We start from the raw sequence: 26839 nt of genomic DNA, 5'->3' as shown, positions 1-26839 counted from the left end.
CTGGCAACAGGTCTGACGCTGACGCAATCGCTGATCGGCAGCGTGGTCAACCGTCCCACAAGCCCCTTCGTGACCGGGCTCGCTGTACCGTCCGATAAACCCTGTGGCCTGGGAACCTGGAGCCGCGCCACCGGCGGCCACGCTACCGCCTCCGGAACATCCGAAACCGCGCTTGGCAGCTACAGCAGCGAACTGTCCGCGGATTACCACGGGTTTCAGATCGGCGCGGACTATTCCTGCTTTGGCGGTTCCTTCAATGGGTGGGATCTGAGCTTTGGCGGCATCGCGGGCTACAATGGCGGCACCACCACACAGCCGGTTTTCTATTTTGACGCCAACACGGGCAAGCTGAACCCGAATGTGCAGACGAGCACCAACTACAGCACGTTCTCGCAACGCTATGGCAGCGCTTATGTGGCGGCCTCGCGCAGTCTCGGAGAATCCGGCCGGGTGCTGTTTGCAGATGTGCAAGTCAGGGCGGACCAGACTTCATTCGATCTCGACAACACGGTGAAAGCGGCGTCGCTGGAAACGGTGCGGTCGCTGTCCGGTGATGCAACGCTCACAGCAGAGGACTTGAGCTTTGGAGTGCGCGACCAGTCTTATGACAGCCGCGGCCTGACCATTGGCGCCTCGGCTGGGCTCTCGCTTCCCATTAATGAGGCCAAGGATCTGCGGCTGGTGCCCTCGCTGGGTTTCTCCCTTTCGAACATTGAAACCGATACACTGTTCTTTGACAACGGAGAGCTGGAAATCGCGGACATTGAGAGCCGGGTGGGCTTTGCCAGCCTGAGCTTGTCCAAGAGCCGGGTTGGCACGTCGGGAACCTCTGCGCTCAACTATTTTGCCACAGCCACAGTCTATCACGACTTTGGATCGCCCGCGGAATCAAATTTCTTCCTGTATGACCCTGATACCGGAGAACGTTCAGGAACCGCTCTGAGCAGCACCAGCAGCAATCTTGGCACCTACGGCGAACTGAGCCTTGGTCTGAACTATACCAAGATCCTGCAGCACGGCAGCGCGCTGCCGGGGCGCCAGTTGGACACATCGTTCCGTGCAGACAGCAGGTTCAGCGGCAGTCTCGACAGCTGGGGTGTAACCGCGCAAATCCGCCTGCAGTTTTGAGGGGCACCACCGGGCCGTGTTGACGGCCCATCCGAAAGCCTTAAGAGTTGCGTCATTCTGACCAGGGGCCAGCGGCCCGCTTGATATGGAAGCGATTGAATACTTATGTCAAATTTCAGCAAAGTCGCCTGGAAAGAGGGACTCTTCCTTCAGCCGCACCATCTGCAGCAGGCCGACCGCTACCTGGAATACCAGCTGCGCGAGCGGACTGCGAGTATTACCCCCTATCCCTGGGGGATGAGCGAGCTGCGCTTTGATCGCGACCTTGCCCAGCAAGGCAAGATCGGGTTGCGAGCAGCCGCCGGAATCATGCCGGATGGCATGGCCTTCGATGCGCCCGGATCGGCGTCGCTTCCGCTGCCGGTGGAGGTGCCGGAGGACGAAGTGCAGGGCTTGGATGTCTGGCTGACCCTGCCCGATACCAGTATCCGCGGCCAGGATGTGTCGCCTGCGGCAGTGGATGCGGCGACCCGCTTTGTGCTGAACACCGAAACCGTGGTCAACAACGCCTCGGCCAGCCGCTCTGAGCATATCGTGGAAATTGCCCAGCCGCGTCTGGAGCTGGTTCTGCGCAAGACACCGCGCCCCGGTTACCAGAACATCCGGCTGGCGCGCATCATTGACGTGCGTGACGGTATCGTCACCCTGGACGACAGCGTGCCGCCGGTTGCCTTGGTGACACGGGTCCATCCGGCCTATGAGGGCTATCTGAGCCGCGTCATTGGCTGGATCGAGGCAAAGCTGGAAACCCTGGCCCGCTATGCCTCCGATCCTTCCTCTGGCGGAGGAATGCAGGCCACTGATTACCTTATGCTGATGGTGCTGAACCGAGAGCTGCCGGTTCTGCAGCACATGCAGGGGCTCGCCAATCTGCATCCCGAAAGGCTCTATGAAAAACTGCTGGCACTGGCCGGAGAATTATCCACCTTTGACCAGGGTGCACGCCGGACGCGGACGTATGATCGCTACAGCCATCAGGACAGCAAGGAAAGCTTTACTGCACTGGTGCAGGACATCCAGCAGCTGCTGGCCCGGGATGTCGGCCGGGCGGTGCGGTTGCCGCTGAATGAGGTTCGCGCCAACTCTTTTGCGGCGTTGGTAAATGACCGCAACTTGTTCGCCCAGGCGACATTTGTCATCGAAGTTTCCTCCAGCCTGCCGCTGACCCAGGTGCAGCAGCAGTTCCCGCAGTTGTGCAAGGCCGGCCCGTCCACCAGCATGAAGCAGATCGTCAGCAACAATCTGCCCGGTATCGGCCTGGTGCATCTGCCCAATCCGCCGCGGCAGATCCGGGTGGTATCGACCAATGTCTACTTCCTGCTCGACAAGTCTTCGGAACTGTGGCGGGAGTTTTCGACCGCTCCGGCAGTTGGATTGCATTTCGCCGGCAATTGGCCGGACCTGAAGCTTGAGCTTTGGGCGGTGCCGGAGGGCGGCTGATGGCAGAAGACGACGACAAAACCGTTTTCGGGCAACCTATCCCGCCCGTGCCAGGGCCGGTGCCGGGACGCCAGCCGTCTGCGCCCCCAGCCGGGAAAACCGTTTTCGGGCAGCCGCTGCCGCCCGCCGGCGGCGGGCCGGGCCGTGTTGCGCGCGCGCAGCCCCGGGCAGAGGACACCTGGCTTGGCGGAGCGCTGCCGCCGCAGCCGGCGCCGCCGCAAATGCAGCCGCACTACCGGCCGGCGACTGGCCAGCGGCCCGCCGGAGCCGGTTTTTTCCCCGACATCGAGCAACCCGCGCATGCCGCCCAGCCGCAAGCGCAACCGCGTATCGCGCTGGCAGATGCGCTGAAGGCACAGGGCAGCGGGGCCGGGCGGTCGTCCAACCCGCTGATTGCGGCTGCTGCGGATCTGCTTGTGCTGCTCGGGCGGTTGCGCACTGGTCTTGTGGAAATGCAGGCCGCACCGCTGATTGACCATGTGGTCCGCGAAATTGAAGCCTTTGAGCGAAAAGCTCATGCGGCCAATGCTGCGCCGCAAGACGTTCTGGATGCCAAATATGCGCTGTCAGCCACAGCGGACGACATCGTGCAGAACCTGCCAGGTACCGACCGCGGCATGTGGCAGGAGTATTCCATGGCCGCGCGGTTCTTTGGTGACCGGTCATCCGGTGTGGGTTTTTTTCAAAAGGTGGACGAGGCGATGCGCGCGCCCGGCCAGCGCTTACATCTGCTGGAGCTGATGCTGACCTGCCTGTCGCTCGGCTTTGAGGGGCAGTACCGCACCATGCCTAACGGCACGGTGGAAAGCGCCCGTATTCGCACCGCCATCTACGAAACCCTTCGAAGGGTGCAGCCGCGGCCCGACGACGATATCTCCCCGCGCTGGAGCGCGGTGCCGCTTGGAACCCGCCGCAATCAGGGCAAGCTGCCGCTGTGGATCGCGCTCAGCGTGTCTGCGGTGATGGTTATTGCGCTGTTCGCCACGCTGTCCACCCTTCTTACCCGGCAAAGCGCAGCTGTGCGAGATGGCATTCTGGCTTTGCACCAGGGCCAGCCAAGTATTGTCATTGAGCGCACACAGCCTGTTGTCCGACCGTATGAACCGCCGCCAAGCACGCAGATGCAGCGTTTGAGCGGCGCGCTGGAAAGCGAGCTGGAAACCGGTCAGATCGAGTTGGACCGCACCAACGATTGGGTGCTGATCCGTGTCGGTCAGGCGCTGCGCTTCCAGTCGGGGGCGGCGGACCTAAGCAGTGATATCAGCCTGCTGATCAACGCTGCCGCCTCGGCTCTGGACGGCGAAACCGGCCCGGTGCGTGTGGTCGGCCATACCGACAGCGTGCCGCCGTCGGGGCGCGGGCGCTACAAGACCAATGAACAGCTTTCGCTGGCGCGCGCGGAAACCGTTGCAGCCGTGCTGGGCACTGCACTGGCTGACGCCAGCCGCATCTCAGCCGAGGGCAAAGGTGCAGTGGACCCGATCGCAGACAACAGCAGCCGTGAAGGCCGGGCGCGCAACCGCCGCGTCGAAATCATGATTCCGAGAGAAAACTAGAATGTTCCGGTTCCTTTCCTTTCTCAGCCTGCCAGTCCAGCTGCTGCGCAAGCCCTGGATGCGCATTCCGCTGATCGTGATCGGCATCCTCGCTCTCTTTGCCGCTATCTGGTTCGGTTTTCCGATGACCGGTCTGGCGCTGTTCACCGCAGTCTGGTTCCGCGCTGCAGTGATTGGCGCAATCCTGTTTGCACTGGCGCTGTATTACGGACTGCGCTGGCGCCGCCGCCGGAAGCGCGCGCAGGATCTGGAGGACAGCCTGCTGCAGGAGCCTGTGGGCGATGCATCGGTTCTGACCGAACGCATGCAGGAGGCGATGGCGAAACTGAAAAAGGCGGGCGGCAAGAACTACCTTTATGATTTGCCCTGGTACGTGATCATCGGCCCGCCTGCGGCAGGCAAAACTACAGCGTTGTCAAATGCCGGGATCGAATTCCCGGGGCAGGATTCCCTGCCGGACAAGGCACAGGGATTCGGCGGCACCCGGAATTGCGACTTTTGGTTTGCAGAAGACGCCGTGCTGATCGACACTGCCGGCCGCTACACCATGCACGACAGTGATGCAGCGGCAGACAAGGCCAGCTGGGATGCCTTCCTGGGCCTGCTCAAGAAAGGGCGCCCTGACCAGCCGGTGAACGGTGTCATTCTGGCCTTCTCGGTCGAGGACATGATGTCTGCCTCCCCTGCCTCGATTGCCACCCATGCCGCCACGGTGCGGGCGCGGCTGGGCGAAATTCATGAAACCCTCAGGATCGACTTCCCGGTCTATGTGCTGTTCACCAAGGCGGACCTGATTTCGGGCTTTCGGGAGTATTTCGCCAGCTTCAGCCAAAGCCGCCGGAAATCCGTCTGGGGGGCGACCTTCCAGACCAAGGACCGCAGCGTGGAGACCTATAAACAGGCAGGTGCGGAGTTTGACCAGCTGATCAGCCGTCTTTCGGATGAGGTGATCGACCGGATGAACGAGGAACCCGACGGAGCCAGCCGCATTGCAATTTTCGGCCTTCCGGGCCAGATGGCGATGCTGCGCGAAAACATCTGCGAATTCCTGCGCGTCGTCTTTGAACCTACCCGCTACAAAACCAACGCTCTGCTGCGCGGCTTTTATTTTACTTCCGGCACCCAAGAGGGCACACCGGTCGATCAAGTGCTGGGGGAAATGTCGCGCAACAATGGGGACGCGGGCCTGTTCCAGCCCGCTTTCATGTCCGGAAAGGGCAAGTCCTACTTCCTGCACGACCTGATGAAGAAGGTGATCTTTGAAGAGCGCGGCTGGGTCGGGTTCGACCGCGCCGCCATGCGGCGCACGGCGCTTCTTCGCAGCACGGCTTTAGCCGTCATACTGCTTGGCACGGCCGGATCAATGAGCGCTTTCGCCTACAGCTATTGGCAAAACGCCACGCTGACCCGCACAGCCGAACATGATGCTGTGGCGTTCTTCGATGCCGCCCGCAACGAGCTGTCCCGCACCGTGATCGACGATACCGATCCATCACCGGTGATGCCGTATCTGCAGGACCTGCGCGATATGACAACCGGCTATGGCGATCCGGAACAGCCGGGATTCTGGCAAGGGCTTGGCCTGTCGCGCCATGCCGAACTTTCGGGGGCCACGCACCGGGCCTATTCCGACGGGCTGGAACGCATGTTGCGCCCGCGTCTGGTGCTGCATATGGAAAATACCATTCCTCAGCTGATTGCTGATGAGGACACCGCCGAAGTCTATCGCGCGCTCAAGGTCTATCTGGTGCTGGGCGGGGCAGGGCAAGGCGACAGCGCGGCCAATGACGCCGGAGTCGTCAGCTACTTTGAGCAGCTTTGGCGGCGCCAGTTTAACGCGCCGGGCCAAATTGACGAGCGCGAACAGCTGCTGGCGCATCTGGCAGCGCTGCTGGACCTGGACGGAGACCGCAAGCAGGCGATCGGGATCGATCCGGAGATCGTCCGCCAGGCCCGTGAAGCGATCGTCAACTTACCGCTCGCCGAACAGGCGTATGCCCTGATCAAGGAACGCGCGGCGACCTCAGGCATTCGCGACTTCAATATGGCGGAACGGCTGTCAGGCCAGGTGGCCCAGGTGCTGGAAACCACCGACGGCACGCCGCTACAGTCAGTTGGCGTGCCGGCGCTCTACACTTTTGAGGGATACTGGGGCTACTTCCTGGAAGAGCTGACCACAGCCCGTACCCGCCTGCGCGAAGACCAATGGGTGCTGGGCGAGGCCGCGGGGCGGGTCGGATACGAGACCCAGCTTGCCGGGCTGGAGGCAGAGCTGCACCGGGTCTACCGGCTGGAATTCAGCGCCGCCTGGAAGGCCATGTTTGCACAGATCGGATTGGCCCGGATGTCGGCGGACGCACCGCAGTACGGCGCCCTGGCTGCGGCCTCGTCGCAGGTCGCATCACCGCTGCTGGAACTGGTGGAAGCGGTCGAAGAAGAAACCCGGCTGTCCCGCTTTTACGATCAGCTGGATGCGCTGGACCCGGCTGCCGTTGCTGCCTCTGGGGGCGATCTGGGTGCTAACATGGGCGATGCCGTGTTCAAGCGCATTTACAGCAAATCGGGCGTATTCCAGAAAGTGGCCCTGGACAGTTTCAAGGCGCGCGGCAAGGTGCAAACTCAGGCTGGCGCGGCGGGCCAGGCCCATGGCAAGGATCTGCAGCGGCGGCAGGTGGAACGCATCTCCAATGACTTTGCGCAGTGGCACAGCCTGTTGAACGGCAAGCCGGGACAGCGCCCGATCGATCTGGTGCTTTCCGCGCTTGGCGACCTGCGCGAGAACCGGCGGCAGGCGGCTGTTGCACCGACCCCGGCAGACGAGGCGATGCTCAGTCAGACGCTCTCGGCGCTGACCATGAATAATACCGCCTTGCCAGCCCCGATGGCACAATTGCTGAATGAGGCAGAAAGCGAATTCCGGGCCGAAGCCCAGGACGCGGCAATGTCGCAGCTGAACCGGGCGCTGAACGATGAGGTGACACAGTTCTGCAGGGACTTTATTGCGCCGCTTTATCCTTTTGGCAGCGGGCGGCATGTGTCACCCGCGGTGTTCGGCCAGTTTTTCGGCCCCGGCGGCCGGATGGACAGGTTCTACACCTCCTATCTGCAACCTCATGTGGTCCGCTCGCCGGACGGGTTGAAGCCCGCGCCAGGCAGCGCTACCGGGCAGCGCCTGTCGCCCGAAGTCCTGCAGCAATTCGGTAACGCACAAGCCATACAGCTGGCGTTCTTTGCCTCCGGCGCACCGGAGCCGGAAGTCGGCATGTCAATTGTGCATGCAGACTCCTCCCCTTCGGTGGAGCTGGCCGTGCTGTCCGTGAACGGGGCCTCCGTTCGAACTCAGCCTGACAGCACCCCTGCGGCTCTGTCCTGGCCGGGGCAATCCTCCGGTGTTTCAGTGGAATTGTTCCCGCAAAAACGGCAGCGGCAATCGGCGCTCAGCTTCTCCGAGGGGCGCTGGGACATTGTCACTTTCCTGCGTCAGGGCCGGGCTAAGGTCAGGGGAAATGTAGTGGATGTGCGCCATGAAATCGGCGGCCGCTCAATCAGCTACCGGATCGAGTTCGACAGCACCACCGTTCCTTTCCTGATGCCGGAACTGGCAGATTTCTCCTGCCCCGTCACTTTGGAGTAGCAGTATGGCGGCGACCATTGGCCTGTTTGGCAAACATCCCGGATATGGCGACTTTCTCCGCGCCAATGTAGAAACGCAGGTGGTGGAGCAGATGGAGGCCTGGCTCGACACTTGTCTGCCAGAGATCCGTGACCAGCAGGGGCAGTACTGGCCCGAATTCTGGGACCAGGCGCAGGATTTGCGGTTCTGGATCGGACGCGCTGTTCTGGGACGCAGCCTGATGGGGGTGCTGCGCTGTTCAAGCGACCGCGCCGGGCGGCGTTACCCTCTGTTTTTGATTGCTCAGGCTGCAGCGGTGCCCGCCCCGCTGCAGGATCCGGACCAATCCGCCTATGAGGTGCTGGCGGCTCATTTCTCGGCCATGCAGCCGGGGCAGGGGGGGGCTGCCCTGCTGGATGGGCTGCATCTGCAGCTACCCTCAGAAGATGAGGAGACCGTGCAGACAGGAAGCACTTTGTGGGCGCATCAGCCCAGCGGCGATCTGTCCAAGCTGCTCAATGCGGCCAGCGGAGCAGATGCTGAACGCGCGCTGCTGACACGCAGTTACTGGTGGGCGCCTGCCAGCAGTGCCAAAGCAGCCATCTGGCTCGGATGCGGCGGCATGCCCGCGGCACCGGAACTTCACTGGCTGCTGGCCGGCACGCCGCGAAGCTCAGAAGGGGTGGCCGGTGACAGCTGAATTCTGCCCAGCGTTTGAAACCGGATCGGCCACCAGCGTGGGATGCCGCCGAGAAGTCAACGAAGACGCCCTGCTGGCACGCCCCGATTGGGGGCTGTGGTCAGTCGCCGACGGCATGGGCGGCCATGCGGCGGGCGACTTTGCCAGCTCCTCCATTGTCCAGCAGCTGAATTCAGTCGGCTGCGCGGCCTCCGGAGAGGATCTGACATCCCGGTTCATGGACCGGCTGCGTCTAGCCAGCGACCAGATCCGGGCGCGGAGTGCGGAGCTGGACGGCTGCACGGTCGGTTCCACAGTGGTCTCACTTCTGGTGCATGGTGGCCGCTATGCCTGCATCTGGTCAGGCGACAGCCGCGCCTACCTGCTGCGCAACGGCCAGTTGGTTCAGCAAAGCCGCGACCACACCGAAGTCAACGCGCTGCTCGCCGCAGGTACGATAACGCCTGAGGAGGCTGAGAACTGGCCCCGCAAGAACGTCATCACCCGTGCTATTGGCACCGGAAGTGATCCGCAGTGCGACCAGGTCAGCGGCAAGCTTGAGCCGGGGGACGTTTTCTGCCTTTGTTCAGACGGGCTGACTGAACATATAGAAGACCACGAAATCGCCGCCTGCCTCGCGTCTATGCCACCGCAACAGGCGTGTGACGCGCTGGTCCGTGAAACACTGAACCGCGGCGCCAAGGACAATGTCACGGTGGTGGCCGTCCGTTGCACCGCTGACCCCGGCGGCGGCAGCTGGCCGGCTGACGACATCCTGGACGATCTGGCATGAGCAGGGCGGCGCCCGAAAACCCTCAGGCTGATGAATCCGCTTCTGCCGGTGCGGACGACCGGACGCAGATCATGAGCGGAGAACAGGCGCTGAGCATGTCGCGCCAGCCTGCTGCATTGCATGAGCACCCGCATGCAGCACCCGACAGAGATCCTGCCGCCCCGGCAAGCGCGGCTCCTGCCTCTCTTTCACGCCCGGAGGACGGCACCGCGCCGGCAGCTTCCTCAGGCCTCAGGCCCGGCACCGTTATCAATAATAACTACCGCATTGAAACGGCGCTGAAATCCGGTGGTATGGGTGAAGTGTACAGGGGCATCGAGATTGGCACCGAAGACCCTGTTGCGATCAAAGCGATCCGGCCAGAGCTTATCAGCGATATGCAAGCCGGCGACATGTTCCGGCGCGAGGCGCGCACGCTGCGGCTGCTGACTGACGACGCTATTGTCCGCTATTACAATTACGTCCATGACCGGGATCTGAACCGCTATTTTCTGGTGATGGAATTCATCGACGGTATCCCGTTGTCGGATTACTTACGACAGTACGGGGCTCTTCCAGGCGAAACAGGCAAGGTTCTGCTCCGGCGCCTGGCAAAGGGGCTGGCAAAGGCGCATGGGAAAGGTGTGGTGCATCGCGACCTGTCGCCGGACAACGTGATGCTGCCGCTCGGCATCGTCAGCGAGGCGCGTCTGATCGATTTCGGCATTGCCCGGGCCCAAACGATTCCCGAAGGCGCCGCAGCGGGCAAGTTTGCTGGCAAGTTCAAATACGTAGCCCCGGAGCAACTGGGCCACTTCGGCGGCGGAACCAGCCCGGCAACCGACATCTACGGGCTGGCGCTGCTGACCGCGGCAGCGCTGCTTGGAAAACCGTTGGAAATGGGCAGTTCCATTTCGGAGGCCGTGGAGGCCCGCAGAGAAGTCCCGGATTTGTCGGCGCTGCCGGAAGATTTCCAGCCGCTGCTGGCACGGATGCTGCAGCCCGACCCGGCCAAGCGGCCCGCAACGATGCAGGATGTGCTGCAGCTTCTGAACGGCTTCGATGCAAATTCGACGCCCTCTAACAGGGAAGCCGCCAGTGTACCGCTTCCGGTGCCGGGGTTGCAGATCTCTGCAGCCGGGTTGGCCTTGCCGCCACAAACTTCATTAATGGCCGCGCAGACCTCAGCGGCCGAAGCCTTGTCCAGCCAGTCCGCGCTGATCCCCCCGGCGGCACGTGGTCCTGCAGGAACCCGGCATCAGAAAACGCGGAGCGCCGGGCGCAATGCGGCCGCGTTCGCGATGCTGCTGTGTCTCCTCGCTGGTGCAGCCGGCTGGCATGCTTGGCGATCAGGCCAGCTGCAATCCGGGTTTACTACTCTGGCGGCCAATATTGAAAAACCGGCTGCCCAGTCGCCCGCCCCGGATCTTCCGCCGCCTTCTCCTAATACCCGCGATGGGTTTCTTGCAGCATTTGACGCGGGTGCCTGCGGCTTCGCCACCCGGCTTCCTTCCGGTCCCAATGCAGGCATGGTGGAAACCTATTCGGCGGATGGTGACGGGTTCGAAACTTTGCCCGCAGCTTACGAGGATCGCTTCGGAACCCGTCCGGCGCTTCTGCAACGCACGATCACCCAAGAACAATGCGCGGGGGCTTATTTCGCCCGCGCCCTCCAGGGCCGCCAGCCAGATCCCGTGCAGCTGGTACTTTCAGGTGATCGTGCTGTCAGCGGCGAGGCGCTGCAAGCCGCGGTCCGCGCAATGCCTGGACAATCGGTCTGGGTGGTTCTGATCAGCGCCCAGGGCAGAATCTACAACCTCACCGGCCGGCTGGCCCAGGGCAGCGGCGCAGACCGGAGCCTGGAATTCGGTTTGAACTTGGCGCCGGGCTCCAAGGCTGCGCCGCAGCTTGTCCTGGCAGTGGCAAGCGACGTCCCTCTGATACACGCCGCCACCGCCCCGGACGGCAAAGATGCGGCAATACTGCTGCCTCAGGTTCTAGCGGAAATCCGGTCGAAGCGCCGCCAGGCCAGCGCTGCTCTTTCCTATGTGCTTTTGACAGTCCCTGACACCGTTTCCACTCAAGCAGAGCCGGGTGCATCCGAAGTGCCCTCAAGGGACTGAACCGCAAAACTCCAGAGCCCCCCTGACTTGATTAGGCTGGACGTGCCCTGGAACCGGTTTAGCCGCTGACTTGTCCGGCGGTCATGAAAGATCTTATAGGGCGGCCATTGGCATCAGTAATAGGCCCAAGTGTCCTGAACGTGCACAGATGGGGGTTGTCAGGAACACATACGCCTGCGATGGAGGTTCTGCACCCGGTGACAAAGCGCTCCCAGTGGCGGATGTCCGGTGCGGACATCGCTGCTTTCCATGAAAAGTTCACCACGCCGACGGTGATAGTGAAGGAGACCGGGCTTCATCGGAACACGATTCTGGCGGCTTTTGCAGCTCACGGGATTGAAGCTTTCCGGCTGAATGGTGTGGCTATCGCACCGATCTACCTCCTAAAGGAGGTGGCACCCGTCCTGAACACGCTCATGAGCTGACATTTGCCTGCTGGACCCCCGGGGCCGGTCGAGGAGCGAAAGCGTTTTCTATCTGAGCCTTTACTACTCTCAACTTCACTTGGCACTTTCCACTTGACACAGGGTGTGCATCAAAACCCCCAAAGTGTGCAAGGTTATGCCTGATTGGCAAACTGGGGAATTGGCGATCCCTGAAGGACTCGAACCCTCAACCTGCTGATTAGAAGTCAGCTGCTCAAATAACCCCCTAACATTTCCTACCGGAAGTTACCGGCTAGCTAGCATATTGCCTCCTTCGCAGCAGTTCCGAGCCTGCCGCGAACATCAAACAACCCCCAAAGCTGTTCTACCGGTTAAGCGCGCCCGTCGTCAGCAGTGGCCAGAAATGCGTAGACCTCAAATATCGGAGCATTTCTGGCCACTGCGGGCTAACAGGCGCATCGACACGAAAAGAATAACCGTAACGCAAGAATAGCTCTACTCCAACGTTCAGCAGAAACCTTGCGGGACGGAACTGCCCATCGCCGCACACGCAGGCTAGGCACCTCCAGATGTCCGCTATGCGCAGAGAGAGACCTTTAAAAAATCCCTTACTGTCGCCAGATCAGGCCACGATTTTCGCCGCGGTGCCGCGATCAAAAGCTGCCGCTTGTCGAGGGCGTAGCATGAAACTGGCATCGTAAGACTTGGTTGCGGGACAATGCCGACATTCGCTTTTTGATGTTTGCTGATGCAGAAAACCCCCGCGCCTGCGGCGTAACATTTTCAGCGGCGCAGCGGATTTCACCATACCAGCCGTTCAAGGGCGTTGTTCTGGCTGGAACCAAGACCGTGCTTTCGCCGCAGCTTGATCCGACAAACCAGACGCGGGACTTTGCCGTCGTTCACATTTGGCAGAGCAATGTCCGTTTTCGCGCGGCTGGAGCCGCCTAGTGTTCATTTAGTGATTATTCGCGGTGCTCCATCCAATTTAAGTTTCAGCGCCTTTGCCAAAGCCGAAGGGTTTCATTTTTTACTTCTCCACTTTCCGCTTACGACAAGGATCGGTTGTTCAGCACATTGGTCATATCCATCAGGAATACAGGCGGCGTATAGGCACCTTCATTCTCGGCCGCTGCCAGCAAGTCGATAAAGCGGTTTTTAATATCCTTGCTGACCTCAAGCTTAAGCAACCGGATCGTTTCATCGAGGCCGCGCGGTCCAACAACACCTAGCTTTCTGTGCATGAAGTCTGCAGCAAAGCGGAACACGTTATCGGGACCAATTTTGTAACCCTCATCGATGATCACATTGTCCGGCATGTCCGAATCAAAAGAGCGCGTCCAACTGCGCAACGTCGCCAGAAAACGGAACTTGCGGTATTCAACAGCAAACTGCGGGAAATTCTCTAGACCTATTTCGTTTTCTATACGCTCATTGATGCCAGTCTGGACGAGCCATCTTTGGTAGTTGGAAATTTCGTGACGGATCGAGTCATAGAGATAGGCAAATCGGGTGGCATCTGCACTGGGGAAATTCCCGGGCGGCAAATCCGGGTTAAAGCGCAGCCAACCACGCGTTTGAAATGGACCTCGATTGGTCCACCCACTGCGTAGCACCGCGAAGTAATCATAGGCGTCGCCGATGAAATTTCCCTTCGCTTTACCCTTGATGATTTTGACGCGGAAATATCGTTTTTCCTCCCAAAAGCCGGGTAGCGTCAGGGACTTTGGGATGATCTCGATACTCTCGTCACTAGGATTTTCCTTGTTTGACTTTGGCACAATATTGTCGGGATCAGGCGGGACATCAAGGGGACTGGGGACCTCAATCAATTCAATAAATCCAATGCTTTGCGCGATCAAAAACGGATTGTTGCTGATCTGATTGTTCACATCGGGCACCAGCCAAGAGTCAGCCGTTCCACCGCGATATACGCTGTAATCAGGCACGCTGTAGGTGAATGGATCCCCGATCTTCCACTCGCTTTGGATTGTGTCGCGGATGCTTTTGTCGATCGCTTCAACCAGCTCGCTGGAGTGAACTTGCATGTTTTGCAGCACTTTCGTCAGAACCGTGCTATCGCCAAGTGAAGTGAGGGCGCCGACAATCTGCTCCCCGTCCGCAGCCAAGCTTCTGAGCATACGGGGAAACGTCGGATTGTCGTAGGTTCGCCCCAAAAGCTCTGCACCTGTAGCAACAGTGGCCCCGCGCGCCCATTCGGTCGGGTTCGGCAAATCAGAAGGCACACCCTCGACACCGAACTCTTTCGCAATACTGCCCAAGAGGCCGAAGGCCGAGTCGAGCGTTCCGCTTTCTTCGACGCGGCGCCACAGGTCTTCGCCAGCAATATCCTCCACAAAACTGTTGAAGATCGGCTGACGTGCAACGCGGCTGGCATAGTTGCGGGCGCGCACAAGGATGTCGATGAATTGGGTTTCTTTCAGGGGCGTGCTGCTGGCTGCATAGGCCTCGAACGTGTCGACTGCGACCAGAAGATCGCCAATCGCTGCTTCTCGTTCTTGGGCAATATAGGTTGAGCGGAAGTTGCGCAGGATCAGCTCGGACTGCCGGATCAGGAATATTTGATATTGCTGATTGGTCTCGATCCGCCCCAATGCGTTTTGAAGGGTCGCCGATAGACTGCCTAGGATCTGTTCCAGACGATCAAATCGTTGATGCATTTCTTTGCGTACAGCGGCGATTTGCTGTGAGATCATGCGCAAGGATGAAAGGACCATTTGCTGATTGCTGGGCTGCGAAAGTGCTGCAATTGCACTAAAGGCCCCAACAGCGCTTCCCGCCATGGCCCATCCACCTATGACCCCTAAGGAATATTGCTTGGCCGCGAACCACACACTATGGGCTGCATTGGCAATGGTTGCGATCTGGTTGCCCACTTTAGGGCCCCAAAAGGCACCGACGATAAAGCTGGTGACTTGAATCGCCCCCTGAATTTCACGCGAATCCCGTTCTAATTGTTGCATCGTCGCTTGCAGGGCGCTCAGGCGTGCCTGGTCATCGGACAAGGTCTCTAGATCATTTAGACGATCATCGATCGCTTGTGTGCGCTGCTCGATATCATTGAGGAGACGCTCTTGAACATTGGTATAGATTTCCTGCGCGCGGTCTTGATCTGGAGTGTTGGACAGCTCATCCGCTTCGCTGGGTGTGATGCCTGCGGCGTCGCCTAAAATGGTCGTGCTATCAGCGATAGCGCGACCATAGGGGATCTGAAGATCCGGGTTGGACTGAAAGAATTGATCCATCTCATTGAGGTTGTTCGATGCCTCCATCTCCATTAGAAAATAGAGCCCGTTTGCTCCATTTTGTACGCGATCGGCATTGACCGAAGTCTGTTCTAGATCGCCCAAAATGTCGGGCAGAATGTTATGGGTCGCGTAGTATCCAAGCATCGAGACACCGATCCCGACGGTCAGAGCACCGGCAAGCGGTGCGCTTGCTAGCGTCAATAGGCCCAGTCCAACGGTGCCATAGGCGGGCGCAAGATAGAAGAAATCATCGGCCAGTTCCAACATGCGATGGCTGCGACCGGTTTCTTTCTCAGACGTGCCCGCGAGGTATTGGGGCAACCCGTCGCCATTGTAAAAGGCGACGAGGCCAACATCCGACAGATCTGGTGTATCGTTCCCGTTCTTCCACGCAGCATAGCGGTAAAAGGCCAATGCAAGTTTCTTAAATTCAGCTTTTTGATTAGCGCTTTGCGATAAAAGATTGGCGCTAGCACTGGCGGACATAACCGAGCGAATGCGGCTCCTAGCGGTGATCGACTTTTCCCCGGTAAAGCGTAGCCCCTCTGAGGCACGCGTGCTCGATGTGCCAGAAACGGTCATAGCCAGACCAAGGGGGATGGCGCGTTTTATGCTATGGCCAGCAGGTAGGGTTGAAATGTATTTTATAAAATCACGTCTTCTCATAGGTAAATCTGACATTCCTGTAGATACCACGGGCGCTTTCTGAACAACTCTGGTCTGACGTTGCATCACTCCATGATGGCTTTCAAGGGTGTCTTGTGAACCAAGGCCGGTTGCGGGCGCTGCTGGTTATTAGACCAAACGTATCGGTTCAACTTTGTCTCCAGTTTTTCCCCGGATCTGAAGTGTTTCTTTGAAGCAACTCCTCAATGCCGCCGGTGAATGGGCGCCTCTGATCGAGGCCCATGGTCGCCATCGGAGCCATCGGAGCCCGGTTGATCTCTGGGAGTTTGGCTCAGAGAAGATGAAACAGGCACAATTGAAATGTTTTGAAACGCCGAGTTGAGCTCGGTTCCAGGAGATTCATGTGCTTCTTGAAGTCTCGCTGGTTTCCCAATAGCTGCCGCTGGAGCAAGGTGCATGACCTGCCCCCCGCGGGTCCCTCGCTCATGACGAGAGTCTGCGGGTTTGATTTTGGTAGTCGTCGGTTTCGGGCTTGGCAAGCGCGGCAGGCGCGGAGCCCTCAAATTGCTCAAGCGCCTGCCGCGCTTGCTTTGGCGTTCTGTTCCCCAACGAAGAGTGCGGCCTGACGTTGTTGTAATCGTAGCGCCACAGCGCCAGCTTGCGGCGGGCATCGTCCAGGGTATCGAACAGCTCTTCATTGAGAAGCTCGTCCCGCAGGCTTCCGTTGAATGACTCGATGAAGGCATTCTGCTGCGGTTTTCCGGGATCGATGTAATGCCAATCCACGCCGTTCCTGTCGGCCCATCTCAGGATTGCCCGGCTGGTGAATTCCGTGCCGTTATCACTGACAACGCAAACAGGTTTTCCGTAGATCCGGACGAGCGCGTCCAGCTCCCGGGCAACGCGCTCACCCGAAATGCTGGTGTCCGCGGCCAGGCACAGGTTTTCCCGGCAGCAGTCATCGTTTACGGCCAGGATGCGGAACTTCCGCGACGCGCCGAAGCTGTCTGCCAGGAAATCCAGGGACCAGCGCTGGTTGGGCTGTGTGGCTTCGGGCATCGGCGTTCGCGAGCCCCGGGCACGCTTGCGGCCCCGCCGCCGTTTCACCGCAAGGCCTTCTTCCCGGTAGAGGCGGTAGAGTTTTTTGTGGTTCATGATCATGCCTTTTCGCTCAAGCAGCACGCCGATCCGCCGGTAGCCGAACCGGCGGCGTTTGCCAGCGATCTCCTTCATCTCCTGGCGGATCTCGGGATGGTCGAGCGGGCGTTCGCGCCGGACCGTCTTGGGGTCGACACCGACAAGCCGACAGGCCCTGCGCTGCGAGATGTCATGATCCCGCATTGCATTGAGCGCTGCCTCTCGCCGCTCTTTCGGTGTCGTCAGCTTTTTCCCAGCAGGTCTTTCAAAACCACGTTGTCGAGCATCGTGTCCGCCAGCAGCCGCTTCAGCTTGGCGTTCTCATCTTCCAGGGCCTTCAGCCGCGCGGCCTCCGACACCTCCATGCCGCCATATTTGGACTTCAGTTTGTAAAAGGTCGCCGGGCTCAGGCCGTGCCGACGGCACACCTCCGCTGTCGGCATCCCGGCTTCCTGCTCTTTGATCATCCCGATGATTTGCGCCTCAGTGAAACGGCTCTTACGCATTCGTCTGCTCCTACATAGGTTGGGCAGACTCTACTTCATGGTGAGGGATTTTGCGGGGGGCAGGTCATGCAGCATTCAGCATATTGGGCTCTGACCAAAATTTCGCCGCCACCTGGCCGAACCTCGCCTTTTGGGAGGCGGGTGGCAGGATAATCCCCCCCGATCTTAAGGGGATGCGGCAGTAGAATTTTCTCGGCAGGATGAACGAGGAGATTCCGATGAAGAAGACACGTTTCACAGAAGCTCAGATCATGAGTGTGCTGCGCCAGATGGAGGGCGGTGTGCCTGCCGCCGAGTTGTGCCGCGAGCACGGGATGAGCAGCGCCACGCTGTACAAGTGGCGGGCGAAGTATGGCGGCATGGACGCCAGTCTCATCAGTGAGAGCGAGCTATTGTCCGCCATTGGTCCGAGGACAATGGCGAGCGGCGATGGCCGAGGAGAACCGGCGGCTGAAGCGCATGTACGCTGACGTCAGCATGCAGAACGACCTGCTGAAGGAGGCGCTCGGAAAAAAATGATCCGGCCCGCTCAACGCCGAGAGTTGGCCGTGAAAGCGGTGGCGATGAAGGGCGTCAGCATTGCGCTGGCATGCCGGGCATTCGAAGTCAGTGAAACGTGCTATCGGTACAGCCCGAAGCTGGACGGGGAGAACGAGCAAATCGCCGACCTGCTCCTCGGCCTGACGGCTGCAAGGAAGACTTGGGGCTTTGGCCTGTGTTTCCTGTATCTGCGCAACGTGCAAGGTCACAGGTGGAACCACAAGCGGGTGTACCGGATCTACCGCGAGCTGGAGCTGAACCATCCGCCGTAGACCACGGACGTGGGCAGTTCTCAGGTCGTGCCCTTGGGAGTTTTGGGTTTGCGGGGCCGCGGAGCCCATTTCTTTGCAAGCTGGTTAAGCCGCTCGACTATCCTGTCGGCCTTGGCATCGTCAGGATCAAACGCGCCACCCGACCAGCGGACCATGTCGTCATGTTGCTTGTGGCCGGGATCGGCGAGGGCTTCGAGGAACTCCTCGTAGCCCCAGGCGCCGCCGACGTCCTCTGGCGGACAGGCGCCGGTGGCCTTGAGAAGCCGCGGGTAGAGAACGCCGGGGGTGGCATTGTTGACCCGCTCGACCCGGATGCTGTGGTCCCAGTCGTCGCCGAAGTCATAGATATACTGGACCGTCCTGACACCGGTCCCCTCGAGCACCTTCTCCAGCGTCGTTTTCTTTGCGGGCAGCGGGCCATCATAGAACCCATCCGGATCTGGTATGCCCCAGCCAGCATCGCCGGCACGGAACTCATAGAGGTGGGTATCGTTCCAGCCCATAGCTGCCTGCATAACCTCATGCAGCCGGTCGAGCCTGATCTTCAGCGGCACCTCGGTATGGCGCATAGGCAGAGGATCAACGTCGTTCAGGATGATCCGCAGGCGGGCGATCAGGATCATGCAGCTATCCTTTTCTCGGTCGGAGATCAGTTCCACGGCAATAGACCGGCACACGGGATGCAGTCGTGCCGGGCAACCGGGCGAGGACATCGGCCAGCCAGGCTTGAGGATCGGCATCGTTCATCTTGGCAGTGACGATCAGGGAATACATGAACGCAGCGCGGTCGCCGTCACGCTCCGAGCCGGCGAAGAGCCAAGACTTCCGGCCGAGAGCAACGCCCCGCAGGGCCCGTTCGGCCGCATTGTTCGTCAGGCAAATACGGCCATCGTCAAGGAAGCGGCTGAAGGCCGCCCATCGGTCCTTGGTGAACATGTAGCTGATCGCCTTGGCGACCGGGTTATGCTTCGACATCCTGTCGCGCTCCGTGCTCATCCAGTCGTGCAATGCCTCGACCAGAGGGCGGGACAACCGTTGCCGGATGGCGTGCCGCTCTTCGGTGGGCAGGCCATTGATGCCGCGCTCGATGTCGAAGATCGCGTCGATCCGGGCCACCGCCTCCAGCGCCACGGGCGAGATGTCATGGGCAGGCTTGCCCCTGCGGATTATTCCTTTGATGTCGGCGAGCTCGAAGAATTTACGCCGGGCATGGCTCCAGCACAGCGCGCTGCTGACTGACGCCGGATCGCGTCCGGCGCGGTAGAGGTCGTTGTAGCCGCCATAGGCATCGGCTTGCAGGATGCCCTGCCACCCGGCGAGGTGCCGGTTCGGGTTGGTCATTCCGCGGTCACGGGAGAAGTGGAACAAAGCGGCAGGTGGAGCGCCGCCGCCAAAGGGACGGTCATCCCTGACATAGGTCCAGAGCCGGGCAGTTTTTGTCCCGCCCTTTGCCAGCAGCGGCACCGTTGTGTCATCGCCGTGCAAGCGTTTTGCCCCAAGGACATGGGTCCGGATCAGCGCATGAAGAGGCTCGAGTGCAACGGTGCAGGCCCCAACCTGATCGGCAATCGTCGAAAGGCTGAGATCGACACCTTCCTTTGCGTAGCGCTCGGCCTGACGGTTCAAAGGCTGATGCTGCCCGAACTTCTCGAACAGGATCATCGCCAGCAGGTTCGGACCGGCCCAGCCACGGGGCGTGGGGTGGAAGGGCGCCGGCGGCTGGCTGATCTTCTCGCAAGCCCGGCAGGTGAACTTCTCACGGACCGTCTGTATCACTTTCCATTGCCGCGGGATCACCTCCAGCGTCTCGGTAATGTCCTCCCCCATCTTCACGATGCGATCTGAGCCGCAGCAGGAACAGGCCGTGGGGGCCTCGACCACCACACGTTCACGCGGCAGATCGTTCGGAAAGGGCTTGCGTGCCGGGCGGCAGCGTTCGAAGCCGGCCACGGCCGTGGTCTTCGTCAGCCTCATTGCCGCGATCTCATCCTCGGCAGCCGCAGCTTCGAGCTCCTCGAGCTGCATCTCCATCTGGTCGATCAAGCGGGCACGCCGTTCCGAGCTGTGGCCATACTGTTCGCGCCGGAGTTTGGCGATCTCGAGCCGGAGATGCTTGATCATTGCCTCGGAGGTCGAGACCACCGCCCGGGCCTGCGCAAGTTCAGTCTCGGCAGCTTCGGCACGTGCTTCCGATGCCGCAAGTGCGGCGCGCAATCTGGCAATCTCGGAAGCGGCATCTGACATGGCCGAGACCTACCACGTGCGCACCGCAAAACCTATGAAAATAGGGCTGATGAGGCCAATTTACCCCGCCTTTGCAGGGCGTTGTGTCCAGCGCGGATTACGCCAGTCGATCCCCTCCAGCAGGTATCCGAGCTGGGCAGCGGAGATCTGCACCGCTTCGCCGGTCCCGCTGGCCGGCCAGATGAACTTCCCCGCTTCCAGCCGTTTGGTATAGAGCGACATGCCGACACCATCGTGCCAAAGCAGTTTGACCAGGTCGCCCTTGCGCCCCCGGAAGCAGAAAATCTCACCCGCATGCGGGTCGCGCCCAAGACCCTGCTGAACAGTCAGAGCCAGGGTGTTCATGCCGCGCCGCATGTCGGTCACTCCGCCCGCGATCCAAACGCGTACCCCCGCCGGGAAGGCGATCATCGCCCCTCCAGCACCGGGAGAAGCCGGGCCAGCATCTCGGGGTCCACTGTGGAGGGGACAAGGAGCCGGCGCCCGTTCCTCAGTACGATCTCGAGCAGGACATCGTCGGCTCCAGACTGTGCGACTGGTGTTGGCGCGGGCGTCCCAGGCGAAAGCGTCAACGGGATAAATGCTGGTGAGGTCTCGTCGCCAAGTTCCCTGTCCCGGTATTGCCGCCGCCATATCGTCAAAAGAGAGCGCGATACACCATGCCGCCGGGCTGTCGCTGCGACCTGGCGATGCCCCACAAAGCTTTCCTCCACGATCCGGATTTTATCTGCATCGCTCCAGTGCCGCCGGCGCGGAGCGTCAGCGGCGGAAAGGACTTCGATCTCAGGTCTGAACCTTTGGTCGGCCATAAGGTCGGACTTATCACCAGCACTGTAATCTCGTCAGACGGCCTCCGCCGGAGGCATACGCTGGAGCTGAACCTGCGGATCAAGCCTCGCAAGCGTCTGAAGCGGGAAAAGCCGGACGAACTGGCTGTGCCTGAGGCCCCGAATGAGGTCTGGTCGATGGACTTCATGGCCGACAGGCTGGGAGATGGACGGCAATTCCGGCTGCTGAACGTTCTGGACGACTTCAACCGCGAAGGACTGGGCATTGAGATCGACTTTTCACTGCCAGCGGAACGGGTTGTTCGAGCCCTGAACCAGATCATCGAATGGCGTGGTGCCCCTGGGAGAATTCGAGTCGACAACGGCCCGGAATACGTCAGTGGCACCCTCATGGAATGGGCCGAGAACCGGGGCATTGCCTTGGCATACATCCAGCCCGGAAAGCCTCAGCAGAACGCCTATGTCGAGCGCTACAACCGGACGGTCAGGCACGAATGGCTGGACTTATACATTTTCGAAAGCATCGAAGAGGTCCAGCAGATTGCCACCGAGTGGCTCTGGTCCTACAACCATGAACGCCCGAACATGGGCAACGGCGGGATGAAACCTGCACAGAAACTGAAGATGGCTGCGTAAATTCTACGACCAAGCCCCCGCAAAAACGGGGGGATTACCCCTCCCCATAAAGGGGAGGGAAAATTAGTATCAAGCTATGCGCTGGAAGTCTAGATATACTCCAAGGTGCTGTCCTGTAGAAGTTGCGTGAGGCTCAACGTCACACCATCCTCGAACTCGAAATACTCGATGACGTCACGGTCGTTATGATCAAGGAGGTCATCGCCGTTGCTGTCTTTTAGGGCATTCAGGATGAAGACGCCATGCGTGTTGCCGTCGCCGCGATCCGTGTAGATGATGTTGAGGTCGTCACCATCGACCTCGACGCGCCAGGCCTCGCCGCCGATGTGGTCGGAGTTGATCGATCCGAGATATACCTCGTCGACACCGTCCCCGTTGTCATTAATGTTTGAGCGAAGCCAGGAACCATAATGTACGTAGGTGTCGTTGTCTCTGTTGCCTGACAAAGTGTCGTCGCCTCCTTCGCCCCTCAACACATCTTTGCCTCGATTGCCAATAAGTACATCATTCTCACCTCCGCCGCTCAGGGTATCGTCTCCATACGACCCCTCAAAACGATCACGCCCGTCGCCACCGACCAAGTCATCATCACCCCACGTGCCTACGATGGTGGTGCTGGGTTCCATCACGGCGCCCGCCACGAGTTGGTCCAATGTCAACGTCACACCATCCGCGAACTCGAAATTCTCGATGACGTTTTGATCGCTATGACCATAGCCTCCGTCACCGTTGCTGTCTTCCAGCCCGTTCTTGATGAAGACACCATGCGTGTTGCCGTCCCCGCGATCCGCGTAGATGATGTTGAGGTCGTCACCATCGATCTCGACGCGCCAGGCCTCGCCGCCGACGTGGTCGGAGTTGATCGACCCGAGATACACCGTGTCGACGCCGCTCCCGTTCTCCTCGATGGTTGCACGAAGCCAACTGCCATAGTGCACATAGTAATCGTCACCATGATGACCCGACAGATGGTCGTCGCCGCCGCTGCCCTGCAGCGTATCGTTGCCTGCAGCTCCAAAAAGGGAGTCATTGTCGGCTCCGCCCTCCAGAAAATCAACACCGGTTCCGCCCCAGAGAACGTCATCTCCTGCGCCGCCGTACAAGCGATTGCTACCTGACTGGCCCCGGATGAGGTCCGCACCACCTTCGCCGTAGAGGATGTTATTCGAATCGTTCCCCTCCAGGACGTCCTTCTTGTTGGAGCCCACAACGTTCTCGAAATTGGCCAGGGTGAAGTAGTGGTCATCGGTTTGGGCGTCCGTGCCGTCGGCGCTCTCAAACTTCCAATGGAAGTCCGAGTTATCCTTCGTAACGGATGTGTCCAGGTCTATGTAGTACCCGTCGTCGCCCGGGGTGCTGTTGTTCAGACGCGCCAGTGAGAAGGTGTCGACACCGTCGCCGCCGTCGGCGTCGACGATTCCGTAGCTCGCCTCCAGAAGGTCGTTGCCCTTGCCGAGACGGGCCATCAGACCGATGTCGCCGGCTGTATCGTCTTCGGTCCAGAACACATCGTCCTTGTCCGACCCCCACAGCGCCACCGCATCCTGGACGGACGCACCGTCCACGGATTCGAAGGATGTGGTGTCGATGTCGTCCCACTTCATGTCGTAGCCGAAGAACGATCCCACATAGGCGACGCCGAACCCTTCCAGCTCATCACTGTCGACCGGCGGCACGATGCCCTCGATCGCGGCCACGATGTCCGCCTCGTTGTCGGACAGCATATTCCAGAAATCGGTGTTGGTGGTGGCCGTGCCCGGGGCATTGCCGGATTGCGTCAGAACCTTTCCGTTCTCCAGATCGACGAAGAAGTCGGGCATGCCGCTCGCATTGCCGTCCTTGGACACCACGACGCCCTTGCCGGCACCGGAGGGGTGCGCATAGTGAAGCCGGGTCACGGTGTTTTCCGCAAATTCGAGCCAGGCGGTTTGCAGGTCCTCGACCATGTCGTCGCGCTCCGACGTGTTGGAGCCCGAAACCTGGTAGCCACCGAGAACCGCGTTGATCCCGTCGGTGCCCGCTGCGCCCGCGTCGGCGGCCCGGACCATGTCGAAGATATCTTCGTGAGCCGGACGCAGATAGACGTAATCGTTGCCGTCGTGGGAAAAGGTCATCGTCGCGTCATTGGCATCGGAACCATTGCTGGTTGCGACGACGTCATTGATGGTATTGCCGTAGCCATCGAGGGTGTTCAGGATGAAGGTGTCATGCGCCGCCGAAAAGTCCTTCACGTCGATATAGTCGAATTCCGGCGCCTCTTGTATCAGTTCAACCGCATCGTCCCGGTCGCGCGTCGCCATGCCGGCAATCTGGTTGGCAAGCCCGAGTAAGTTGGAGACCTGAGCAGTCGCCGGCCCCATACCCATAGCAGCCCCGTAGTAGGGAGCGAGATAGAGGTTGAGAATTGCCAGGTCACTGAGCTCCCCCTGGAGACCATGTGCAGCCTGCGTGACAACCTTGTTGACACCATATTGCCCACTATAGATGACGTCGTTGCCTTCGCCGCTGTAGATGACATCGGCAACACCGTCATCTTTGGTGCGCCGGCCCGGGTTGATGACGTCATTGCCGCTTCCCCCCAGCAGAAGATCGCCACCACGGCTGCCGTAAAGCCAGTCGTCACCGGTGCCGCCGATCAAGGTTGCATTGTCGCCGTTGCCGATAAGCAGATCATCGCCACCTTCGCCATTGAGAAGGACCTGCCCACCGACGTTGTTATCCAAGTAGCCGCCGTTGTCATGAGATTGCAGAACCTTAGTTTCAAAGATGTCACCTGAGGATCCAGGGTGATATGCCGTCCAACCACCAGCACCTTCATAACGGAATTCCGGTGTCGAATCCCTTCTTTCGTGGACGTAATCTCCCTCTAAACTATCCCATTCAAAATGATCCCACTTAAACGATGAGTCCTCAACAACGACAAGCAGGTCATTCTCGTCGCCCCCGTGGAGTGTACGCTTGGCGGTGTCGTCCTCTTTCCCGTCAAAGATCAGAACATTCCGAACGTCCTCAGCGCCGACCATGACGACGTCTTGCCCGGCATCCCTGATTCGCAGCTGATAGCCGATACCGGTATCCCAGCCATTTCGGCCGCCGTTTTGCGCAAGGACGATTGCATCGCCGCTCCAGCTCCAGGACTCCTGATGTGTATTGCCTTGGGTATTTATGCTTGGAGACTTTACCTTGTCAAAATCCCTGCTGTCCGACTGCCAGATTTCGTCCGAATTCAGGTCGTAAAGCGGTTGCGCGCTTGGCGATCCGTTCGTGTCATTGCCATCAACGCCGATACTGCCATCGCCATTTATCCACAGATTGCCGTTGAGATAATCCCCGACGATATTGCCCGTCGCCTCGCTGACCTCGGTGACGTAGTCGTCAACCAGCCTCCAATAGTAGATGTGGCTGCTGTTCTCCCCGTCACCTGAATTGCCCCACCAGGTTTTTCTCGGTTCGATCGTATCTGTCATATTGTTTCCTCCCTGTAGTCTTTTAGATTCCGTTGTCTGCATTCAGCATCTTCGTAAAGGTCCTCAACGACATCAGCAGAAGTCAATAAAATTCCTATTTTATTCCAAGATTGAGACATTCGAACATTAAAGTGAGATTCGTGCGCACTGTCTGGCTCATTGGCGGTGATCTCACTATCGGAATCACCCGCCGGCTTGATTCCAACCGCTTCAAGGGTCTATTTGTTCAGAGATAAACTCACTGTCCCGATCAACACGGATGGAGGCTGGGCATCCGGCGCGCTTGCATGCTTGCTCAAGAATCGCGACTACACCCTCCCCGTGACGCGCGAACCGAGTATGAAAGTCACCAGATAGCTACCCTTTTGTCATAAATACTGCCTCTAACAGGGCGCTGAATCAGTCAGGCCAGCGGGACGCTGTTCTCTCTGAGGGGATGGTCTTCCTTATCTACCCCCCTTCCGGATCGGGCGGCTGGCAGCAGGCCTGTGGCCGCGTCATGCAGCCTCATGCCCCCTGGAACCGTGACAGTCGTGCGAGATTTCCGGCTGCGAGCGTCAGGATGAAGCGCGACCGCACCCGATCGCCGCCACGATAGACGGCCTGGGACATGCCGCCAACGGCCCTGGCCCATCCAAACGCCTGCTCGCTTCTCTTGCGGTGCTTCGCAACCGGCGTCTGCACACCACATTGTAGCACCTTTCCCGTGCAGCGAGATTTTTCACAACTCACAGTGGGGTGAGCGTTCCGCAATGTGCGCTACAAATTCCCTTCTAAAATCTTAGGGTGTCAAGATCTACGCTTCTGGTCACCGGCGCTGGGGAAAAAGGCCAAGGCCCGAGCGGTGTCGGAGAATGGCGTGGCCGCGCGGTGAAGTTTTGCCGAACCAACTGTCTGCTTGGCGTCGGCTGGCGAAGCTGATGTTGCCGGCGGAGGAGCTTGACGTGCCGGTCTTCGCCCCGCTGGTGGTCTTCGATGCTTCGGAATCGCCGCCAGAGCTGGTTATTGCCGCTTTAACAGAGGTGAGCCGGAACGTCTCAGGCGAAGTCGGGATCGAACCGGCGCCAGGCCTGCCTGCAGAGCGGATCTCCGAGATTGTGTAAGCGCTCGAGGCCACCTCATGCTGATGCCAACACAGGGCGTTCGGATAGCTCACTCAGCAGGCCATCTAGCCAGTAGCCTGGACAGCCCCCGTTTCTGCAAATTGCATGAGGAAAAGTTTGGAGAGTAAATGATTATTTGGAATTTTACGCTGACGTGCATAAAGCAATATACTTTGTGAAACACATGGTTGAAGGAGGCAATTATGTTAGATGCCGTGTGGCTTGCAGGATATCAGTACTCAATTGCATATTTTGTTCTGCCTCCCTCTCATGTAAGCCGGTGCGCATTTGTTCGCTCTTTGCGCTTATTCTTACTGTGTTCGGTGTCCTGTGAGTTGCTAAAGCGGATCAACCGTGATTCATTCCCGGTTGATCCGCACAGTTTTCCCGTTAAAACCGGCTTTTTTACTTTCCAGAGCTTCTCTTCAAGTATCGGACTTCGGTGTCCAATTCTATTGAGTGCTTGTTTTCAATCTTATTCGGATCTGACCGCTGGCCCGGCCGCGCTCGTTGCATCGAGATTTCGGCTGACGTTGGGACAGAGACCACATTG

16 protein-coding genes and 5 pseudogenes are annotated in these 26839 nt (G+C 59.6%); 12 read left to right on the top strand and 9 right to left on the bottom strand.

Annotated elements, in window-relative coordinates:
* The 9 genes and pseudogenes from AC5STB_RS22645 to AC5STB_RS22605 form a co-directional block, all read left to right on the top strand.
* Nucleotides 1–1128: pseudogene (locus tag AC5STB_RS22645) on the top strand (hypothetical protein); the annotation flags it as partial.
* 105 nt (nt 1129–1233) lie between these two features.
* Complete coding sequence (gene tssK / locus AC5STB_RS22640) at nt 1234–2568, top strand: type VI secretion system baseplate subunit TssK (protein ID WP_495445108.1); 1335 nt, start codon at nt 1234–1236, stop codon at nt 2566–2568.
* Entirely contained in the window at nt 2568–4124 is a 1557-nt protein-coding gene (icmH, locus tag AC5STB_RS22635) for a type IVB secretion system protein IcmH/DotU (protein ID WP_495445107.1), read from the top strand. The genes tssK and icmH overlap by 1 nt, the downstream gene beginning before the upstream one ends.
* A 1-nt stretch (nt 4125) precedes the next feature.
* Nucleotides 4126–7758 (top strand): type VI secretion system membrane subunit TssM, encoded by a 3633-nt coding sequence (gene tssM / locus AC5STB_RS22630; RefSeq protein ID WP_495445106.1) that lies wholly within the window; start codon nt 4126–4128, stop codon nt 7756–7758.
* A 4-nt stretch (nt 7759–7762) separates the two neighbouring features.
* Nucleotides 7763–8437, top strand: a complete 675-nt coding sequence (tagF, locus tag AC5STB_RS22625; RefSeq protein WP_495445105.1) for a type VI secretion system-associated protein TagF — start codon at nt 7763–7765, stop codon at nt 8435–8437.
* The gene (locus tag AC5STB_RS22620; RefSeq protein WP_495445104.1) at nt 8427–9209 is read left to right on the top strand and encodes a PP2C family protein-serine/threonine phosphatase; all 783 of its coding nucleotides are present in this window, start codon (nt 8427–8429) and stop codon (nt 9207–9209) included. Before tagF ends, AC5STB_RS22620 begins: the two co-directional genes overlap by 11 nt.
* Nucleotides 9206–11311 (top strand): serine/threonine-protein kinase, encoded by a 2106-nt coding sequence (locus AC5STB_RS22615; RefSeq protein WP_495445103.1) that lies wholly within the window; start codon nt 9206–9208, stop codon nt 11309–11311. The genes AC5STB_RS22620 and AC5STB_RS22615 overlap by 4 nt, the downstream gene beginning before the upstream one ends.
* A gap of 179 nt (nt 11312–11490) precedes the next feature.
* Complete coding sequence (locus tag AC5STB_RS22610; RefSeq protein ID WP_495445102.1) at nt 11491–11736, top strand: hypothetical protein; 246 nt, start codon at nt 11491–11493, stop codon at nt 11734–11736.
* Between the two features lie 669 nt (nt 11737–12405).
* Complete coding sequence (locus tag AC5STB_RS22605) at nt 12406–12648, top strand: hypothetical protein (protein WP_495445101.1); 243 nt, start codon at nt 12406–12408, stop codon at nt 12646–12648.
* Nucleotides 12649–12746: 98 nt separating this feature from the next.
* On the opposite strand, the gene AC5STB_RS22600 is transcribed toward AC5STB_RS22605, so the two are convergent.
* Nucleotides 12747–15548: a hypothetical protein gene (locus AC5STB_RS22600; RefSeq protein ID WP_495445100.1), complete on the bottom strand. Its 2802-nt coding sequence runs from the start codon at nt 15546–15548 to the stop codon at nt 12747–12749.
* Between the two features lie 528 nt (nt 15549–16076).
* Nucleotides 16077–17236 (bottom strand): IS3 family transposase gene (locus AC5STB_RS22595; protein WP_495441156.1). Its coding sequence is split into 2 segments (ribosomal slippage): nt 16077–16978 and nt 16978–17236, totalling 1161 coding nucleotides; the frame shifts between segments, so codons are not numbered across the junction.
* A gap of 218 nt (nt 17237–17454) precedes the next feature.
* Here AC5STB_RS22595 and AC5STB_RS22590 point away from each other — a divergent pair.
* Nucleotides 17455–18036, top strand: a pseudogene (locus tag AC5STB_RS22590) (transposase); the annotation flags it as partial.
* A gap of 32 nt (nt 18037–18068) precedes the next feature.
* Here AC5STB_RS22590 and AC5STB_RS22585 read toward each other — a convergent pair.
* The 4 genes from AC5STB_RS22585 to tnpA all read right to left on the bottom strand — a co-directional run bounded on the left by AC5STB_RS22585 (nt 18069) and on the right by tnpA (nt 21101).
* Entirely contained in the window at nt 18069–18671 is a 603-nt protein-coding gene (locus AC5STB_RS22585) for a plasmid pRiA4b ORF-3 family protein (protein WP_495445099.1), read from the bottom strand.
* Nucleotides 18672–18697: 26 nt separating this feature from the next.
* Nucleotides 18698–20292 (bottom strand): IS66 family transposase gene (gene tnpC, locus AC5STB_RS22580; RefSeq protein ID WP_495445098.1). Its coding sequence is split into 2 segments (ribosomal slippage): nt 18698–18717 and nt 18717–20292, totalling 1596 coding nucleotides; the frame shifts between segments, so codons are not numbered across the junction.
* Between the two features lie 60 nt (nt 20293–20352).
* Nucleotides 20353–20703, bottom strand: coding sequence for an IS66 family insertion sequence element accessory protein TnpB (tnpB, locus tag AC5STB_RS22575; protein ID WP_134830743.1), 351 nt, complete (start codon nt 20701–20703; stop codon nt 20353–20355).
* The gene (tnpA, locus tag AC5STB_RS22570) at nt 20700–21101 is read right to left on the bottom strand and encodes an IS66-like element accessory protein TnpA (protein WP_495445097.1); all 402 of its coding nucleotides are present in this window, start codon (nt 21099–21101) and stop codon (nt 20700–20702) included. The genes tnpB and tnpA overlap by 4 nt, the downstream gene beginning before the upstream one ends.
* A gap of 60 nt (nt 21102–21161) precedes the next feature.
* Here tnpA and AC5STB_RS22565 point away from each other — a divergent pair.
* Nucleotides 21162–21716: pseudogene (locus AC5STB_RS22565) on the top strand (IS3 family transposase); the annotation flags it as partial.
* Between the two features lie 89 nt (nt 21717–21805).
* Here AC5STB_RS22565 and AC5STB_RS22560 read toward each other — a convergent pair.
* The 3 genes and pseudogenes from AC5STB_RS22560 to AC5STB_RS22550 all read right to left on the bottom strand — a co-directional run.
* Nucleotides 21806–25183: a calcium-binding protein gene (locus AC5STB_RS22560; RefSeq protein WP_495445096.1), complete on the bottom strand. Its 3378-nt coding sequence runs from the start codon at nt 25181–25183 to the stop codon at nt 21806–21808.
* A gap of 216 nt (nt 25184–25399) precedes the next feature.
* A pseudogene (locus tag AC5STB_RS22555) lies at nt 25400–25519 on the bottom strand (IS3 family transposase); the annotation flags it as partial.
* A gap of 171 nt (nt 25520–25690) precedes the next feature.
* Nucleotides 25691–25849, bottom strand: a pseudogene (locus AC5STB_RS22550) (IS5/IS1182 family transposase); the annotation flags it as partial.
* 278 nt (nt 25850–26127) lie between these two features.
* Between AC5STB_RS22550 and AC5STB_RS22545 the strand changes: the two are divergent.
* Nucleotides 26128–26286: a hypothetical protein gene (locus AC5STB_RS22545; RefSeq protein WP_495445095.1), complete on the top strand. Its 159-nt coding sequence runs from the start codon at nt 26128–26130 to the stop codon at nt 26284–26286.
* Nucleotides 26287–26839 lie beyond the last annotated feature (553 nt).

Source organism: Leisingera sp. CC-HEC093, assembly GCF_059429195.1.
Note: the sequence above shows the minus strand (reverse complement) of the source record. Positions and strands in the feature narration are given on the sequence as shown.

What these genes read in the sequence shown, in the direction of transcription:
- AC5STB_RS22615 (WP_495445103.1), top strand. Translation starts at nt 9,206, where the DNA reads ATGAGCAGGGCGGCGCCCGAAAACCCTCAGGCTGATGAATCCGCTTCT.
- AC5STB_RS22600 (WP_495445100.1), bottom strand. Translation starts at nt 15,548, where the DNA reads ATGACCGTTTCTGGCACATCGAGCACGCGTGCCTCAGAGGGGCTACGC.
- tnpA (WP_495445097.1), bottom strand. Translation starts at nt 21,101, where the DNA reads ATGGCCGACCAAAGGTTCAGACCTGAGATCGAAGTCCTTTCCGCCGCT.
- tagF (WP_495445105.1), top strand. Translation starts at nt 7,763, where the DNA reads ATGGCGGCGACCATTGGCCTGTTTGGCAAACATCCCGGATATGGCGAC.
- tnpB (WP_134830743.1), bottom strand. Translation starts at nt 20,703, where the DNA reads ATGATCGCCTTCCCGGCGGGGGTACGCGTTTGGATCGCGGGCGGAGTG.
- AC5STB_RS22560 (WP_495445096.1), bottom strand. Translation starts at nt 25,183, where the DNA reads ATGACAGATACGATCGAACCGAGAAAAACCTGGTGGGGCAATTCAGGT.
- tssK (WP_495445108.1), top strand. Translation starts at nt 1,234, where the DNA reads ATGTCAAATTTCAGCAAAGTCGCCTGGAAAGAGGGACTCTTCCTTCAG.
- tssM (WP_495445106.1), top strand. Translation starts at nt 4,126, where the DNA reads ATGTTCCGGTTCCTTTCCTTTCTCAGCCTGCCAGTCCAGCTGCTGCGC.
- AC5STB_RS22585 (WP_495445099.1), bottom strand. Translation starts at nt 18,671, where the DNA reads ATGATCCTGATCGCCCGCCTGCGGATCATCCTGAACGACGTTGATCCT.
- AC5STB_RS22610 (WP_495445102.1), top strand. Translation starts at nt 11,491, where the DNA reads ATGGAGGTTCTGCACCCGGTGACAAAGCGCTCCCAGTGGCGGATGTCC.
- icmH (WP_495445107.1), top strand. Translation starts at nt 2,568, where the DNA reads ATGGCAGAAGACGACGACAAAACCGTTTTCGGGCAACCTATCCCGCCC.